We start from the raw sequence: 16,914 nt of genomic DNA, 5'->3' as shown, positions 1-16,914 counted from the left end.
CCCTCCTGACCCCGCCCCGTTCTCCGGGAGCGGCGGTCCGCGTGAATCCCTCGTTACGGTCTCTTGACGACCCAAGTGTGACCGGTCACAATCCTCGCATGAATGTGACCGGTCACACAAGGCGCCCGGCGAGCATCAGGGACGTCGCGACCGCGGCGGGGGTCTCCTACCAGACGGTCTCGCGGGTGATCAACGGCCATCCGAGCGTCCGGCCGTCCACCCGGGAGCGGGTGCTCGCCGCCATCGACGAACTGGGCTTCCGCCGCAACGCGACCGCCCTCGCCCTGGCCAGCGGCCGCAGCCGGGCCGTGACCGTGCTCACCGCGAACACCACCCACTACGGCTACGCCTCGATCCTCCAGGGCATCGAGGAGGCCGCCCGCGCGGCGTCGTACGCGGTCGGGATAGGGGTCCTGGAGTCCGCCGACGACGCGGCCGTCGCCGCGGAGGTGCAGCGCGCGGCGGACGCGGGCGGCGGGCTCATCGTGATCGCCTACGATCCGGCCGGTGTCCGGGCGCTGGAAGCCGTGCCCGCGGCGCTGCCGGTCGTCGGTGTGGTCGAGACCCCGGCGAGCCCGCCCGGCGGCGACCGCCCGTGGGTCTGGACCGACGACCGCGAGGCCGCCTACCAGGCGACCCGGCATCTGCTCTCCCTCGGCCACGAGACCGTGCACTACGTCGCCATCCCGTCCAGCACCCGCCGCACCAGCGCCCGCACCAGCGGCTGGCGGCAGGCGCTGAAGGAGGCCGGCGCCCCGGAACCCCGCCCCGTACAGAGCAGTTGGGGACCTGCGGGCGGTCACGCGGCAGGGCTGAAGCTGGCGGGCGACCCGTCCGTCACCGCGATCCTGTGCGGCAACGACGACCTCGCGCTCGGCGTGCTCCGCGCCCTGCACGAGACCGGCCGCCCGGTGCCGGGCGAGGTCAGCGTGGCCGGTTTCGACGACGCCCCGCACTCCGCCTTCCTCACACCGTCCCTGACGACCGTACGCCTGGACTTCACCGGCCTCGGGCGGGCCGCGTTCGCCCTGCTGCACGGAGTGCTGGAGGAGTCGGCGCAGGTCGCCCCGCATCCCGTGTCCGTGCCCGAACTGGTGGTGCGGGAGAGCTCGGGGCCGCCGCCCGCCGGTCACTGAACACCGCTCATCCGCACAGCAGTTGTGAGTCCCGCTTCCTGAACCGCACCGCCTGCTCCGGAAAGGCACGAGATGAAGAGAAGAGCTCTCCCCGCCCTGGCACTGATATGCGCCGCCGGCCTGGCCGCCACCGCGTGCAGTGACCCGACCGCCGGGGACTCCGGTTCGGACGGTTCGGACGCCAAGCGGTCGGCGGTCGATCCGACCGCCCGCCTCGACGGCGTGAAGCTGACCATGTGGACCGCGCAGAACACGGTCAACGCGCCCAAGCAGGTCATCGACGCCTTCGAGAAGGCCACCGGCGCCACCGTCGACACCCAGGCGATCCCGGACCTCTACGAGCAGAACGTGCCGACGAAGCTGGCGTCCGGCGACCGGCCCGACCTGATGTTCTGGCAGCCGTCCGTCTCCACGCTGCCGTTCGTCCAGCCGAAGCAGAACCTCCTGACCCTGGACGGGGAGCCGTGGGAGGCCAAGCTCGGCGGGACCGAGAAGTCGCTCGGCATGATCGACGGCAAGCGGTACGCGGCGATCGTGACCAGCCCCGCCATGCTCGGCGTCTACTACAACAAGGACGTCTTCAAGCAGGCGGGCATCGCCGAGAAGGACTTCCCCAAGTCCTACGACGAGCTGCTCGCCCTCGGCCGCAAGGTCGTCGACAAGTCCGACGCCGCCGCCTTCTACGAGGCCGGCGGCGACAAGTGGCCGCTCCAGTGGCAGATGCAGCTCCAGCTCACCGACCTCGATCAGCAGTGGTGGGCCGATCTGAACACGGGCAAGAAGAAGTGGACCGACCCGGTTGTCGTCGGCGCGATCAAGAAGTACAAGGAGAAGCTGCTCGACGCCGGGCTCGCCCAGAAGAACTACCGGACCGGCACGTTCACCGGGCAGGCCGACGCGCTGTGGAAGGGCGAGGCCGGCATGGTCCTCAACGTCACGTCCTTCCAGAGCCAGTTGCAGGCCAAGTACTCCACGGCGGAGATCGACAAGAAGATCGGCTGGTTCCCGGTCGCCAACTCCTCGGCCACCGGCCTGTACTCCCCCGACCAGACCAACGGCGTCGTCGCCTTCAAGACCGGTGACGAGAAGCGGCAGAACGCGGCCCGGCAGTTCCTCGCCTTCTGGCTCGGGCCGGACTACCCGGACTACATCAAGACGATGAAGATCCCGTCCGTGCAGCCGGACGTGCCCACCCCCGGCGGACTGCCCGAGACGTCCAAGGCGCAGGTGGCCGCCCTGCCCAAGGCCATCGGCGTCTTCCAGGCCAAGGCGATCGTCGCCCCGGACACCCACCTCTACCTGGCCGACATGATCTTCGGCAAGAAGAGCTCGCAGCAGGTCGCCCAGGCGATCCAGGACCAGTTCGCGCAGGTGGCCAAGGCCCAGGGCGCCCCCGGGTTCTGACCATGGCGGACACGGTCGTACGTACCAAGCCCGCGCCGGTCAGGGGCGCGCCGAAGAAGGTGGGGCGGCTGCCACGCGCGGCCGTGCACCACCCCTGGTGGTTCGCGCTGCCCGCGATCGTCGTCTTCGCGGGCTTCTTCCTGGTGCCGAACCTGCTCAACTTCTACTACCCGTTCACCGACTGGTCCTCGTACCACGCGGACATCGCCTTCACGGGCCTGGACAACTTCAAGACCATCGCGGACGACGGCTCGCTGCTGCGCGCCATCCGTACGACCCTGGTGTACGCGCTGCTGGCGGCGCTGTTCCAGAACGGCTTCGGGCTCGTACTGGCGCTGCTGCTGGAGGACGACAGCCGCTTCAACCGGTTCTTCCGTGCCGTCTTCTTCCTGCCGGTGCTGATCTCGGCCCTCGCGACCGGTTACGTCTTCCAGGCGCTGCTGGACCAGGACGGAGCCGTCAACTCCCTGCTGGGCACGGACATCCCCTGGCTGGGCTCGACGACCTGGACGCTGGTGATCGTCACGCTCATCCACGGCTGGAAGTGGATGGGCCTGTCGATGCTGATCTATCTGGCCGGGCTCAAGGGCATTCCCGGCGAGATGCTGGAGGCCGCGAAGTGCGACGGGGCCGGGCCCTGGCGGACCTTCTGGTCGGTGCGCCGGCCGATGCTCGCACCTGCCGTCACCTTCAACGTCACCACGGCGCTGATCGGTTCGATGAACACCTTCGACATCGTGCAGGCCACGACCGGCGGCGGGCCCGCGGCCTCCACGGAGGTCTTCAACATCTATATGTTCCGGATCTTCGGACAGGGCCTGTACGCCCAGGCCTCCGCGATGAGCCTCGTCCTGTTCCTGGTGGTGGTCGCCGTGGCGATCCCGCTGGTCGTCGGGCTCCGGCGAAGGGAGCAGCTGCTGTGACCGCGGTGTGGCGGTCCGGCCGCCCCTCCCTAGTCGTGCTGCTGGCCGCGCTGGCCGTCGGCGTGCCGTTGTGGCTGGTGGCCGTCACCTCGGCCAAGCCGCAGGCCGAGGCGATCGAGCCGAATCTGGACCTGCCCGGGCACTGGCAGCCCGCGAGCAACTACGCGGACGCCGTCAGCGAGGGCGAGATGCTGCGCGGCTTCCTCAACTCGCTGCTGGTCGTGGTGCCTTCGGTGGTGCTGGTGCTGATCCTGGGGGCGGGCGCCGCCTGGGTCTTCGCCCGCCGCAAGTCGAAGCTGGTCTCGGCGGCCTACGCGCTGTGCATCAGCGGACTGCTGCTGCCGCCCGCCGTCATCACCATCGTGATGGAGCTGCGGCAGCTGGGCCTGGCCAACACCCGCCCCGGCATGATCGCCGTCTACACCGGCATGTACCTGTCGACGTCGATCTTCTTCATGACCGGCTTCATCCGTGCCATCCCCATGGAGCTGGAGGAGGCGGCCCGGATGGACGGGGCGACTCCGTCACGGATCTTCTGGCGGATCGTCCTGCCGCTGCTGCGGCCGGTGATCGCCACCGCGACGATCATGGTGATGCTCTACGCCTGGAGCGATGTCTTCTACGCGTTCTTCGTTCTCGGCGGCGGAGAGCGGGCGACCCTGCCGCTCAACCTCTACCAGGTCGCCAGCGCCCAGCTCTATCTCAACAACTGGCATCTCGTCTTCGCGTACGTCGTGGTGATGAGCCTGCCCATGGTCGCCGTGTTCCTCGTCGGCCAGCGAAAGATCGTGTCCGGAATCACCAGTGGAGCCGTCAAGTGACTGGAGGTCCAGCAGCGTGAGCACCCCCGCCCGCACAAGATCCCGCACCAGAACCGCCCTGATCACAGCACTACTTGGAGCAGCCGCCATGGCAGGCACCCTCCCCGCGGCCGGTCCCGCCGCCGCGGCCGACCCCCAGCGCCTCACCGTCGACCTCAACGCCTCCGAGGGGCCGGTGATGCTGGGCGCCAACGGCTCGCTGTACGGGCTCAGCGACGACGGCGTACCCAGCGACGCCGCGATGGCACCCTTGAAGATCACCAGCGTCTCGCAGAAGCCGGAGGGCGGCGCCCAGCACCCCAACGGCGACGCGCTCACCGTCTCCAAGTCGTTCTTCCGCAACGGCGGCGGCGAAGTCAACGTGATGATGCAGGACATCTACGCCAAGTGGCCGTACGAGGACCTCGGCATCGACGACTACCTCCCCAAGGTCGACAAGATCGTCAAGGAGGTCTCGGCCGACCCGAACAGCGACCGCTTCGTCTACATCCCGTTCAACGAGCCCGACCAGATCTGGTACAAGCTCGACGTCCAGGACCAGGCCCAGTACGAGAAGAACCGTGACCGGTTCTTCAAGGACTGGAAGACGGTGTACCAGCGGATCCGCGCGATCGACCCGGACGCGCGCATAGCCGGCCCCAACGAGGCCGCCTACCACACCCGCCTGCTGAAGGACTTCCTCGCCTTCGCCAAGCGGGAGAACGTGCTGCCCCAGGTGATGACCTGGCACGAGCTCGGCTCGGGATCTCTCCGCGACTTCCAGGCGCACTACGACGACTACCGCGCGCTGGAGCGCGAGGCAGGCATCGCCCCGCTGAAGATCAACATCGATGAGTACGCCAACCGCCGCGACCTGTCCGTGCCCGGGCAGCTGGTGCAGTGGGTGTCGATGTTCGAGCGCAACAAGGTGTACGCCAACATGGCCTACTGGGACGCCGCCGGCAATCTCAGCGGCCATGTGGTGCGCTCGAACATCCCCAACGGCGGCTGGTGGCTGTTCCGCTGGTACGCGGGCATGACCGGGAACACCGTGAAGGTGACGCCGCCGCAGCCCAACTCCATCGACACGCTCCAGGGCCTCGCCTCCCTCGACGCCTCCCGCCGCCAGGCGCAGGTGCTGCTCGGCGGTTCCTCCGGCGACTCGGACGTGGTCGTGCGGGGCGTCCCGCGGTCCGTGTTCGGCCGTACGGTCACCGCGACGGTCGCCGAGGCCGCCTGGTCCGGTTACGAGGGGCAGCACGCGGCTCCGCAGGTCCTGGCGCGCACCAAGGTGAAGGTGGCGGACGACGGTTCGGTGACGGTCCCGCTGCGCGGCCTGCACAAGATGTCGGCGTACCGGATCGTCCTCACCCCCGGCGGCTCGGGCACCCCGTCCGCCGCCTCCGTCCCGTGGTCGGCGTCGTACGAGGCCGAGGAGGCGGCCATCACCGACGGCAAGGTGTACACGCAGGGCACCGTGCAGAACGCCAACGGCTACGCGGCCTCAGGCACCAAGGACGTCGGCTCCCTCAACCAGCCCGGCAGCAAGGTCGCCTTCACGGTGACGGTGCCGAAGGACGGCACGTACGACCTGGCGATCCTGTACGGCAACCAGTCCGGCGGCCCCGCCACTCAGAAACTCTCGGTCGACGGTGGCGACCCGGTGACGGTCGGCTACCCCTCCACTGAGAACTGGACGTACCGCGCCAAGAAGGACGTCAGCGTCGAACTGAAGGCGGGCACGCACCAGTTGACTTTGTCCAAGGGCGACGCCGAGGTCACCCTGGACCGGATCGACCTGACCACCCGGACGGGCGCGGCCTCCGCGTCGTACGAGGCCACCCTGGCGGACATCGGCGGCAAGCCGTCGTACGACTACTCGTCCTCGGCCGGGACGGGCACGGGCGCGCTGGTGCTGCGCTCGGGCGACAAGGCGGTGTTCGATGTCTACGCCCCGCGTGACGGTTACTACACGGTGGCGCCGCGGGCCTCGGCGGCGGTGAAGCTCGCGCTGCACGGGGAGACGGTCACGGCCGCGCCCGGCCGGCCGCTGCGGCTCTACCTGGTCGCGGGCAACAACCGGATCGCGATGACGTCGGGCCACGCCGCCGTGCGCTCCCTCGACGTCTCCGGCGACGGCTCGGCCTCCGGCACCCTCTCCTACGAGGGCGCCTCGGCCGCGCTCGCGGGCGGCGCCAAGCTCGTCGACTCCCCGCACGCGTCCGCCGGCTCCTACCTCGGCTGGCTGGGCAACAGCCCGTCCAGCACCGCCGAGTTCACGGTGAACGCGCCCCGGTCCGGCCGCCATGTGCTGGTCGTCCACTACGCGCACAACGACCGCAGGGACAACGGCCACGCCTACAACACGGACATCATGTCCCGTACGGCGGACATCACGGTCGGAACCGCGGAGCCGGTGAAGGTCACCTTCAAGAACACTTGGAGCTTCGACGACTACTGGACGGTCGGCGTCCCGGTCGATCTGAAGAAGGGTGCCAACAAGGTAACGTTCGGCAACGCGAGCGCCTGGGCACCGAACATCGACCGGATCGAGCTCGGCCGGGTCGTGCGCTGAGCCGTGCGATGACGGGCGCCGGTTGCGGAGGAGTGTTCTCCTCCGCAACCGGAACCGCCGTTCGGGACGGCTCTCACTCGTACCAGTAGGCGGCCCGGATCCCTTCGTTCGAGCCGGTCCACCAGACCTCCATGCTCCCCGGGATGCGCGACACCGCGGCGAGACCGTCGCCGGAGGCACTGTTGTCCGGGGCGAGCCGGTAGCGGGCCCAGGGATGGCCGTCGTACCAGTACGCGCCCTCCACCGACCCGCTGTCAGCGGTCCACCACACCTCCATGCTGCCGGGGACGCGGGAGACCGAGGCGAGGGCGGTACCGCGGTAGGCGCTGCCGTCCGGGGCGAGCCGGTAGCGGGCCCAGGGGTGACCGTCGTACCAATGCGCGCCCTCCACCGACCCGTTGCCGCCGGGCCACCACACCTCCATGCTGCCCTCGATACGGGACACGGCGGTGATGCCTCCTACGACGGACGCACTGTTGTCCGGGGCGAGTTGGTAGCGCGCCCAAGGATGGCCGTCGTACCAGTACGCGGCCTCCACCGACCCGTTCGGGCCGGTCCACCAGACCTCCATGCTGCCGGGAATCCGGGACACCGCCGTCATGCCTCCGTTGAAGGCCGCGCTGCCGTCCGGGGCGAGTTGGTAGCGGGCCCAAGGGTGACCGTCGTACCAATACGCGCCCTCCACCGACTGGTTGGGGCCGATCCACCAGATCTCCATGCTGCCGGGGATCCGGGACACCGCCGTGAGGGCGGCGCCGATCCGGGCACTGCCGTTCGGAGCGAGCTGGTAGCGGGCCCAGGGGTGACCGTCGTACCAATACGCGCCCTCCACCGACCCGTTGGGGCCGATCCACCACACTTCCATGCTGCCGGGAATCCGCGATACGGCAGTGACGGAGCCAGCTTCTCTCGCGCTGCCGTCCGGGGCGAGCTGGTAGCGGGTCCACGCACCGCCCTCGTACCAGTAGGCCCCCTCGACCGATGTCCCCGGGCCGATCCACCACACTTCCATGCTGCCCGGAATCCGGGACACCGCCGCGACGCCGGTGTCCGCGTCCGCGCTTCCCCCGGGTGCCACCTCGTACTGCTGCCATGAAGCACACATGTCCGCTCCTTCACCCCTCCGAGGTCGTGCACGCAAAGTAGCAACACGGACACGCAGAGGCATCGGCGTGAGGTCGGCAGTCAGAGCACGATGTACCACCTCGGTCGCGCACGGGACACCGACCCACCTCCCTGACACCCCCTCAGCAGCACCATCCCCTATGCTTCTACATTCCTGTAGAAATTCTTACGGAACGTCAGTACACGCATGTGAAGGAGTGGACGCCACCATGGTGTTCAAACGACTGCTCGGGGCGATCGGCGTGGGCGGCCCGACCGTCGACACGGTGCTCGACCCGGCCCCCGTCCGGCCCGGCGGCACGCTCACCGGCGAGGTTCAACTCATGGGCGGTAAAGCCGACTTCGACATCGAGGCCATCACCCTGGAGCTGGTCGCCCGGGTCGAGGCCGAGCACGAGGGCGGCGAGAGCGAGGGGGTCGTCGCCTTCGACCGCTTCACCGTCGGCGGCGGCTTCCGGCTCGCCGAGGGCGAGCAGCGCGGTGTGCCGTTCAGCGTGACCCTGCCGTGGGAGACGCCGGCGACCCAATTGCACGGGCAGAGCCTGGGCGTCGTCCTCGGCGTGCGCACCGAGCTGTCGGTGGCGGGTGCGAAGGACAAGGGCGATCTGGATCAGCTGGTCGTCGCGCCGCTGCCGGTGCAGGAGGCCGTGCTGGAAGCGCTGGGCGGGCTCGGGTTCGGTTTCAAGTCGGCCGACCTCGAGTACGGGCGCATCGGCGGGACCGGCCAGCAACTGCCGTTCTACCAGGAGATCGAGCTCGTCCCGTCTCCCCGGTACGCGCAGCAGGTCAACGAGATCGAGCTGACGTTCCTGGCGAACCCGGGCGGCATGGAGGTCGTACTGGAGGCGGACAAGCGCGGCGGCTTCCTGTCCTCCGGCCATGACGCGCTCACCCGCTTCAACGTCTCCCACGAGGGTGTCGAGCAGCAGGACTGGCCCGCGATCGTCGACGGCTGGATCCGGCAACTCGTCGAACACCGGGCGTCGTACGGCTCCCCCGTCGGTTTCGGCTCCTCCACCGCTTTCGCCCCGGCCGGCCACGGGCACGACAGCCACCGCTCCGGCCCCGGCATGGGAACCGCCGTCGCCGCGGGCGCGACCGGACTCGCCGCCGGGGTCGTCGGCGGCATGGTCGCCGGCGAAGTCGTCGACGAGGTCGGGGACTTCTTCGAGGGCGAGGAGGAAGAGGAGAGCTGAGGCCGGGCTGAGGCTGCCGACTGGCGTGGGGCTGAGGCGGGGCGGCCCGGTACCCGCGCAGGGAGCGGTGCCCGGGCTGCTGCGTCCCGGGGCCGGGGTCCGGCGGACAGGCCTCCCTGGCCGGCGCCCGCCCCGGGCACTGGCCAGGGACCCGGGCACTGGCCAGGGGCCCGGGCACTGGCCAGGGGCCCGGGCCTGGGGCGCTGCCTCTGGGCACTGATCCAAGGGCTCTGGCCCTGGGCCGGTGATGCCGGCTCAGGCGGGACAGCCCGATACCCGCACAGAGAGCGGTGCCCGGGCTGCTGCGCCCCGGGGCCGGGGTCCGGCGGACAGGCCTCCCTGGCCGGCGCCCGCCCCGGGCACTGGTCAACTGGGGCGCTGCCCCTGGGCGCTGGCCCGGGGCCGGTGATGCCGGACTCAGGCGGGGCTGCCCAGTACCCGCGCAGGGAGCGGTGCCCGGGCCACTGCGTCCCGAGGCGGAAGCCCGGCGGACAGGCCACCCCGGCCGGCGCCCGCCCCCGGGCACTGGTCAAGCGCCCAGGCCTGGGGCGCTGCCCCTGGGCACTGGTCCAGGACGCCCGCCCGGGGCCGGTGACACAGGACTGAGGCGGGGCCGCCCTACCCGCACAGGGAAGCGGTGCCCGGGCCGCTGCGTCCCGAGGCGGAAGCCCGGCAGGCAGGCGGGCCACCCGGGCCAGCGCCCGGCCACGGGCACTGGTCAAGGGCGTTAGCCCGGGGCGCTTGCCCAGGACGCCCGCCCGGGCACTGGCCAAGGGGCCGGTGACACCGGACTGAGGCGGGGCCGCCCGGCACCCGCACAGAGCGCGGCGCCCCGGCTGCTGCGTCCCGAGGCGGAAGCCCGGCAGGCAGGCAGGCCACCCGGGCCAGCGCCCGGCCACGGGCGCTGGCCCAGGACGCTGCCCCTGGCGCGCTGCCCCTGGGCACTGGCGTGGGGCACTGGCCCTTGGGCGGGCTGCCCTCAGCGGGTGGCCTCGGTCGGCTGCCCCGATCGCGGTCGGCCCGCATCCGCGGGTTTCACATGGGCACCCTGGGCGACAGCCCGGGTCGCGGGGCCCCGGCCGGCTACCCCGGGCCGCGGCCCGCCCGCACCCGTGGGTCTCACAAGGGCGTCGCCGCGTGCAGGATGAGGACCATCGTGACGGCCGAGTTCGCGGACGACATCGCCGATACGGCCGTTCCCGCGGCCGCGCCCCAGGCCGCGAGTCCGACCGAGGTGAACACCGACGGCCAGGTGCGGACGGCGGGTGCGGGGCCGAGCAGGGCCGCTACCCGGCGGGGGACCGGCCCGGGGGCGGCCAGTCCCGCGAGTGTGGGGGCCGGGGTACCCCGGGAGACGAGGGCGGCCGTGCCGATCGCGCGCGCCACCGTGCGGCGGCTGCCGATCGCCCGGGCCGCCTCCTCGTCGGCCCACCGCTCGGCCGTATAGGCCACGGCCGTGCGCAGCGGCCGCAGGAACGGGTTGGCCCGGGCGGCGAGCTGCACGGCGAGCAGGAACCTGTCGTGGCGGGCGGCGAGGTGCGCCCGCTCATGGGCGAACAGGGCCCGGCGCTCGGCCGACCGCAGCTGGTCCAGCAGCCCGGTGGTCACCACGACACGCCCCGCGCGCGGGCCGCGGGCAGGACCACCGGCACCGCCGCGCGGAGCACCACCGCCCCGGCCTCCGGGCAGCGCGTACGCGTACGGTGCCGCGTCCGGCAGTACGGCCACCTCCGTGTGCGGCAGCCCGGCCAGTGCGCGGTGGGCACGGCGGCGTACCCGGGCATGCCGCCACAGGGTCCGGCCGCAGGCGACGAGCACCGCGCACAGCGCGGGAATCGCGGCCTTGCCGACCACCTCGTCGTACGGCACCGCCGCCCGCACCTCGGGGTCCGACCAGCCGTCGGGCAGCGGGTTGCCGGGGAGCTGGGCGGTGCCGACCACCATGACCAACCCCAGGCACACGGTGCTGCACAGCGCCAGCACCGCCGCCATCGCGGTCAGCAGCCGGGTCGCGGTACGCGGATGCAGATGCTGTTCGGCCAGGCGCGCGACCGGCCATGCCGTGAGCGGCAGCACCAGTGGCATAAAGACGAAGACCCCCATGCGGCTTCAGTCTTCCCCCTCGCCATGGGCCTGATCCAGCAGGTCACGCAGCAGCCGTTCGTCGTCCGGGCCGAGGCCGGTGAGGAAACTGGCCAACACGGCCTCGCGGTCGCTCTCGGCGTCCAGCACCTTGCGCATCTTCCGCGCCGCCAGGCCCGCCTGGTCCGAGGCGGGCGTCCAGACGAAGGACCGGCCGACCCGCTCCCTGGTGACCGCGCCCTTGCCCAGCAGCCGGGTCAGGATCGTGATCACCGTCGTGTACGCGAGGTCACCGCCGAGGCGTTCCTGCACCCAGCCGGCCGTCGCCGGACCGTCCGCCTCCCGCAGCGCCTCCAGCACCAGCGCCTCCAGCTCGCCCTGCCCCCGCCGGGGACGCTGCCGGGGATCCGTCACCGCCCTGCCTCCCTTCCACCGCCCTGCGTTGCCCGTGGGCACATCGTATAGATCCGCGGGAGCACACCCCTTCTCTTCTACAGTGTTGTAGATTTTAGTTGGGTCCGCTTCCCGGACCCGGAACGCACACGTCAAGAAGGAGTTACCCGTGGGAGTTTCCCTGTCCAAGGGCGGCAACGTCTCGCTCAGCAAGGAGGCCCCTGGCCTCACCGCCGTTCTGGTCGGCCTGGGCTGGGACGTCCGCACGACCACCGGCACGGACTACGACCTGGACGCCTCCGCCCTGCTCCTCGAGGCCTCCGGCAAGGTCCCCTCCGACCAGCACTTCGTCTTCTACAACAACCTGAAGAGCCCGGACGGCTCGGTCGAGCACACCGGCGACAACCTCACCGGCGAGGGCGAGGGGGACGACGAGACCGTCAAGGTGAACCTCGCCGCCGTGCCCGCCGAGATCGACAAGATCGTGTTCCCGGTGTCCATCCACGACGCCGAGAACCGCGGCCAGAGCTTCGGACAGGTCCGCAACGCGTTCATCCGGGTCGTGAACCAGGCCGGCGGTCAGGAGATCGCCCGCTACGACCTGTCCGAGGACGCCTCCACCGAGACGGCGATGGTCTTCGGCGAGCTCTACCGGCACGGCGAGGAGTGGAAGTTCCGTGCCGTCGGCCAGGGATACGCCTCCGGACTGGCCGGTATCGCCTCCGACTTCGGCGTCGGCGTCTGACCCGGACCGACCGCAACCGCCGGGCACCGCCAGCGCATGGCGGGCCCGGCGGGCCGCATCAGCAACCTACCGGGAGACCATGTGGCCGAATCGTCCCGCCTCCGCCCCGAGGACCGCGCGGATTTCGAAGCGGTACTGCACCTGGCGCTGAGCACCGCGGACATCCGCGGTGCCCTCGGTGCCGACCCGACCGGCAGGACGGCCGCGCGCCTGCGCGCCCACGCACTGGCCCACGCCGACGACATCGCGGCGGCGGCCGGTGAGCCGTACCGCGCCTATCTCGCCGTACGGAGGGCGGCCCGGCACGAGGCGTCGTTCGAAGGGCGGGGCCCGCTCGGCACCGGCAGTCTGCTGCCCGCCCTCGCGGTGCTCACGCCCCTCGTCGCGGCCACGTCCGCCGGGGTCCTGCTCCTGCTCGGCGGCCTCCTCCAAGTGGCCGACGCCCCGGGCCCGTTGCCCGGATCGCTCCTGGCGGCCGGCTGGACCCTGGCGCTCGTGGCGGCCGTGACCGGCCTCCTCGCCCTGGCCGCGCTGTTGCGCACGGCCCTGGGACGACGCGGAGCAGCGACGGCCGGCCGAGTGGAGCACGCCCGGCTGGCCTGGCGGCAGGCGCTGCTCGACCTCGGCGTGCTGCCCCACCTGCGCGGGCAGCTGGCCCCGCGACCCGAGGCGGCGATGACGCCGAGCTCCCCGCCCGATACGCTCGCGCCGTGCCCGGCCCGGGCGGGAAAGGACAGGACACCATGTTCGGACTGAGCGAGATCGCGATCATCCTCATCGTCGTCATAGCCGTGATCGGAGCGAAGAAGCTCCCCGAACTCGCCCGCTCGGCCGGCAAGTCGGCCCGCATCCTCAAGGCCGAGGCACGCGCCGCGAAGGACGAGGAGGCCGGGCCGGGCACCGCACCGCGGGTGCTCCAGGGCGAGGTCGTCCCTCCGGGCACCGGCACGCCCCCGCCCGGCGCGCGGGCGACGGGCGCGCCGGACCGCCCTTGATCCGTCCTGTGACTACAGCGTGCGCTCCAAGCGGTCCGCCACCAGCTTGACGAAACGGGCGGGGTCCTTGGGCTGGCCGCCCTCGGCGAGCACCGCCAGCGTGTGCAGCAGCTCGGCGGACTCGACGAGGCCCGAGCGGTCCTCGCGCTCCTTGTACGCCTGGTTCAGGCCCTTCACCAGCGGATGACCGGGGTTGAGCTCGAGGATCCGCTGGGCGCGCGGCACCTCCTGGCCCATCGCCCGGTACATGTTCTCCAGGGCCGGGGTCAGATCGTGCGCGTCCGAGACGACACAGGCGGGAGAGACGGTGAGCCGCGCCGACAGGCGCACCTCCTTGATGTCCTCGCCCAGCTGCTCCCGCATCCAGCCGAGCAGCCCGGCGTGGTCCTCGGCCTGCTTCTCCCGCTCCTCCTCGGCCTTCTCGTCCCCCTGGGCGTCCAGATCGATCTCGCCCTTGGCGACGGACCGCAGCCGCTTGCCCTCGTACTCGCCCACGGCGTCCACCCACACCTCGTCGACGGCGTCGGTGAGCAGCAGGACCTCGATGCCCTTGTCGCGGAACGCCTCCATGTGCGGGGAGTTCTCGATGCTCTGCCGGGACTCGCCGGTGAGGTAGTAGATGTCCTCCTGGCCGTCCTTCATCCGCTCCGCGTACTGCGCCAGCGTGGTCGGCTCGTCGTCGGCGTGCGTGGTCGCGAACGAGGAGACGGCGAGGATGGCGTCACGGTTCTCGGAGTCGGTGACCAGGCCCTCCTTGAGGACGGTGCCGAACTCGCGCCAGAACGTGGCGTAGCGGTCGGCGTCCTTGGTCATGAACTCCTTGACCGTGGACAGGACCTTCTTGGTCAGCCGGCGCTGCATCATCCGGATGTGCCGGTCCTGCTGAAGGATCTCGCGGGAGACGTTGAGCGAGAGGTCCGCCGCGTCGACGACGCCCTTGACGAAGCGCAGGTACGGCGGCAGCAGCTCCTCGCAGTCGTCCATGATGAAGACGCGCTTCACATAGAGCTGGATGCCGCGCTTGAAGTCCCGCGTGAACAGGTCGTGCGGGGCGTGCGCGGGGACGAAGAGCAGGGCCTGGTACTCGAAGGTGCCCTCCGCCTGGAGCCGGATCGTCTCCAGCGGCTCGCGCCAGTCGTGGCTGATGTGCTTGTACAGCTCGTGGTACTCGTCGTCGGAGACCTCGTCGCGCGAGCGCGCCCACAGGGCCTTCATGGAGTTCAGCGTCTCGGGCTCGGGCACGCTGTCGCCGGCGTCGTCGGAGGAAGCGGCCTCCGGGACCATCCGGATCGGCCAGGTGATGAAGTCCGAGTACCGCTTGACGATGTCCTTGATCTGCCACGGCGAGGTGTAGTCGTGGAGCTGGTTCTCGGGGTCGGCGGGCTTGAGATGGAGCGTGACGGACGTGCCCTGCGGTGCGTCGTCGACCTTCTCCAGCGTGTACGTGGCCTCACCGCGCGACGTCCAGCGGGTTCCCTGGCTCTCGCCGGCGCGCCGGCTCACCAGTGTCACCTCGTCCGCCGCCATGAAGCCGGAGTAGAAGCCGACGCCGAACTGGCCGATGAGCCCCTCGGCCCCGGCCGCGTCCTTGGCCTCCTTCAGTTCTTGGAGGAACGTGGCGGTGCCCGAGTTGGCGATGGTGCCGATGAGCTGCCCGACCTCGTCGTACGACATCCCGATGCCGTTGTCCCGCACCGTGAGGGTGCGGGCCTCCTTGTCGACGTCGATCCGGATGTGCAGATCCGACACGTCGGCGTCGAGCGAGTCGTCCCGCAGCTTCTCCAGACGCAGCTTGTCGAGCGCGTCGGAAGCGTTGGAGACGAGTTCCCGCAGGAAGACATCCTTGTTCGAGTAGACCGAGTGGATCATCAGCTGGAGCAGCTGACGGGCCTCTACCTGGAACTCAAACGTTTCGGTCGTCATGGTTCGCGTATACCTCACAGGTCCCACAGTCGCCGGAAATCGTGGCAGCAACTGTAAAACACCAAGTCAGGCCGCAGACCCGGAAGTCAGACGAGGTGGGCGAACACCACCAGGTTCTCGGTGTAGTCCCGGGCCTTGCGGTCGTAGGTACCCGCGCAGGTGATGAGCCGGACCTGGGCGTCGGCGGTGTCGCCGTAGACGCGCTCGCTGGGGAAGCCGTCCTTCTCGAAGGACTCCGTTCCGTCGACCGCGAAGGTCGCCCGGCGGCCGTCGGCTCGCACCACCTGGAACCGGTCGCCCTTCCGCAGCTCGCCGAGCCGGGCGAACACGGCCAGGGACGTCGCGGTGTCCACGTGCCCGGCGATGATCGAGGTGCCGGTCTCTCCGGGCGAGTGGCCCTTGGCGTACCAGCCGACGAGGTTGGTCTCGTCGGGGGGCGGGGGCGCGAGCTGACCCGAACGGTCGATGGCGAGGCCGGTGAACGGCGCGTCGACCGAGATCTTGGGGATGAGGAGGCGGACCGGCCGGGACCGGGGCAGATGCGGGCGGGCCTTGGACGATCCGGACCGGTAGGGTCCCGCGGACGTGGACGGCGCGGCCGCCGATACGGCCGGCGGGGCGTGCGGGCCCGCGGTGTCGGACGACTCGTCGCCGCCGCCGACCAGGCACAGGGTCAGGACCAGGGCGGCCACCGCCCAGAAGGCCGTCACGGCGGTGCGGAATCGCCGCTTCGACTTCTGCGGCTCGGGACTTGAGTCGGCAGGGGTAGGGGGGCTGGCTGCCATCGGGGACCACCTCATTCGGGCACGGCAGCGCATCGGGCAGGGCAGCGGGCACGACACGCGTGGACGACGAGCCGGGCCGCCGCGACGCGAGGGGCACGTGCGGCGGCCACGGCGGCTATGTGGTCAGGCATCGGTCATGCCGTGCCCCGCGAGCCCCTCTGGCGTCGCAGCGCGTACACGCCGGTGCCGGCCACCGCGAGCACGGCGAGACCGCCGGCGGTGACAGCCGGCCCGGCCAGTGCGCCACCGCCGGTGTGGACACCGCCGCGCGGCTTGTCGTGCTTGCCGTGCTCGTCGTGCCGGCCGTTCTCGTCGTGCTTGTCGTGCTCGTCGTGCCGGCCGTTCTCGTCGTGCTTGTCGTCCCAGTCCTTGTCGCGCTTGTCCCCGTAGGGGTCGTCGTGCTTGTCGCCCCAGGGGTCCTCGCCGCGCTCGCCGTCCTTGTAGGTGTCCGGGTCGTGCTTGGGGTTGTCCCAGTCGTCGTCGGCGTTCACGGCGGCCAGCGCTCCGCCACCCGTGTGTACCCCGCCGCGCGGCTCGTGGTGCTTGCCGTCTCTGTGGTGCTCCTTGCTGCTAGAAGTGGTGTCGTGGTCCCGGTCACCCATGGCCTCGGCACAGGCGGTGGGTGCGGCGATCGCGAGGGCCGCCGTGGCGGTTGCCGTCGCGAGCAGAATGCGGGCAGAGCGCATCGGTAGTCCTTCCGTCGCGGGCCGGGCAGCTGACGCCACGCCAGCTCAGGAGACCCGGCCTCGACGTGAACCACCGTCAGTCATGCCGGGCCGTCCCACCATCCAGGACGTTCACACGGGTTACGGCCGCACTCTGACGGCGGCAT

The 16,914-nt window shown here is 70.9% G+C and carries 15 protein-coding genes; 9 read left to right on the top strand and 6 right to left on the bottom strand.

Going from position 1 to position 16,914, the window contains the following annotated elements; genetic code table 11:
• Positions 1-98 precede the first annotated feature (98 nt).
• The 5 genes from ACFT32_RS10705 to ACFT32_RS10685 all read left to right on the top strand — a co-directional run bounded on the left by ACFT32_RS10705 (position 99) and on the right by ACFT32_RS10685 (position 6,838).
• A complete protein-coding gene (locus ACFT32_RS10705; protein WP_382488007.1) occupies positions 99-1,136 on the top strand; it encodes a LacI family DNA-binding transcriptional regulator in 1,038 nt (345 codons plus the stop codon).
• A gap of 72 nt (positions 1,137-1,208) precedes the next feature.
• Positions 1,209-2,540, top strand: a complete 1,332-nt coding sequence (locus ACFT32_RS10700; RefSeq protein WP_382488005.1) for an ABC transporter substrate-binding protein — start codon at positions 1,209-1,211, stop codon at positions 2,538-2,540.
• A gap of 2 nt (positions 2,541-2,542) precedes the next feature.
• On the top strand, positions 2,543-3,463 hold the full coding sequence (locus ACFT32_RS10695) for a carbohydrate ABC transporter permease (protein ID WP_382488004.1): 921 nt from the start codon (positions 2,543-2,545) through the stop codon (positions 3,461-3,463).
• On the top strand, positions 3,460-4,284 hold the full coding sequence (locus ACFT32_RS10690; RefSeq protein WP_382488001.1) for a carbohydrate ABC transporter permease: 825 nt from the start codon (positions 3,460-3,462) through the stop codon (positions 4,282-4,284). The genes ACFT32_RS10695 and ACFT32_RS10690 overlap by 4 nt, the downstream gene beginning before the upstream one ends.
• A gap of 88 nt (positions 4,285-4,372) precedes the next feature.
• On the top strand, positions 4,373-6,838 hold the full coding sequence (locus ACFT32_RS10685) for a CBM35 domain-containing protein (protein ID WP_382487999.1): 2,466 nt from the start codon (positions 4,373-4,375) through the stop codon (positions 6,836-6,838).
• A 73-nt stretch (positions 6,839-6,911) separates the two neighbouring features.
• Here the strand turns inward: ACFT32_RS10685 and ACFT32_RS10680 are convergent, their stop codons facing one another.
• Complete coding sequence (locus ACFT32_RS10680) at positions 6,912-7,943, bottom strand: hypothetical protein (RefSeq protein WP_382487997.1); 1,032 nt, start codon at positions 7,941-7,943, stop codon at positions 6,912-6,914.
• Positions 7,944-8,172: 229 nt separating this feature from the next.
• Between ACFT32_RS10680 and ACFT32_RS10675 the strand changes: the two genes are divergently transcribed.
• Positions 8,173-9,159: a sporulation protein gene (locus tag ACFT32_RS10675; protein ID WP_382487995.1), complete on the top strand. Its 987-nt coding sequence runs from the start codon at positions 8,173-8,175 to the stop codon at positions 9,157-9,159.
• Between the two features lie 1,119 nt (positions 9,160-10,278).
• On the opposite strand, the gene ACFT32_RS10670 is transcribed toward ACFT32_RS10675, so the two are convergent.
• A complete protein-coding gene (locus ACFT32_RS10670; protein ID WP_382487994.1) occupies positions 10,279-11,262 on the bottom strand; it encodes a M56 family metallopeptidase in 984 nt (327 codons plus the stop codon).
• A 6-nt stretch (positions 11,263-11,268) separates the two neighbouring features.
• A complete protein-coding gene (locus ACFT32_RS10665) occupies positions 11,269-11,655 on the bottom strand; it encodes a BlaI/MecI/CopY family transcriptional regulator (protein ID WP_382487992.1) in 387 nt (128 codons plus the stop codon).
• A gap of 148 nt (positions 11,656-11,803) precedes the next feature.
• Between ACFT32_RS10665 and ACFT32_RS10660 the strand changes: the two genes are divergently transcribed.
• The 3 genes from ACFT32_RS10660 to ACFT32_RS10650 all read left to right on the top strand — a co-directional run bounded on the left by ACFT32_RS10660 (position 11,804) and on the right by ACFT32_RS10650 (position 13,374).
• Complete coding sequence (locus tag ACFT32_RS10660) at positions 11,804-12,379, top strand: TerD family protein (RefSeq protein ID WP_382487990.1); 576 nt, start codon at positions 11,804-11,806, stop codon at positions 12,377-12,379.
• A gap of 81 nt (positions 12,380-12,460) precedes the next feature.
• Positions 12,461-13,135, top strand: a complete 675-nt coding sequence (locus tag ACFT32_RS10655) for a hypothetical protein (protein WP_382487989.1) — start codon at positions 12,461-12,463, stop codon at positions 13,133-13,135.
• The gene (locus ACFT32_RS10650) at positions 13,123-13,374 is read left to right on the top strand and encodes a twin-arginine translocase TatA/TatE family subunit (protein ID WP_382487987.1); all 252 of its coding nucleotides are present in this window, start codon (positions 13,123-13,125) and stop codon (positions 13,372-13,374) included. Before ACFT32_RS10655 ends, ACFT32_RS10650 begins: the two co-directional genes overlap by 13 nt.
• Positions 13,375-13,386: 12 nt before the next feature.
• Here the strand turns inward: ACFT32_RS10650 and htpG are convergent, their stop codons facing one another.
• From htpG to ACFT32_RS10635, 3 genes are all read right to left on the bottom strand, one after another.
• Positions 13,387-15,297: a molecular chaperone HtpG gene (htpG, locus tag ACFT32_RS10645; RefSeq protein ID WP_382487985.1), complete on the bottom strand. Its 1,911-nt coding sequence runs from the start codon at positions 15,295-15,297 to the stop codon at positions 13,387-13,389.
• Positions 15,298-15,383: 86 nt separating this feature from the next.
• On the bottom strand, positions 15,384-16,082 hold the full coding sequence (locus tag ACFT32_RS10640; protein WP_382487983.1) for a class F sortase: 699 nt from the start codon (positions 16,080-16,082) through the stop codon (positions 15,384-15,386).
• Between the two features lie 134 nt (positions 16,083-16,216).
• A complete protein-coding gene (locus tag ACFT32_RS10635; RefSeq protein WP_382487982.1) occupies positions 16,217-16,768 on the bottom strand; it encodes a hypothetical protein in 552 nt (183 codons plus the stop codon).
• Between the last annotated feature and the right edge of the window lie 146 nt (positions 16,769-16,914).

It is taken from the genome of Streptomyces sp. NPDC057002, assembly GCF_042673825.1.
Classification (GTDB): Bacteria; Actinomycetota; Actinomycetes; order Streptomycetales; family Streptomycetaceae; genus Streptomyces.
Note: the sequence above shows the minus strand (reverse complement) of the source record. Positions and strands in the feature narration are given on the sequence as shown.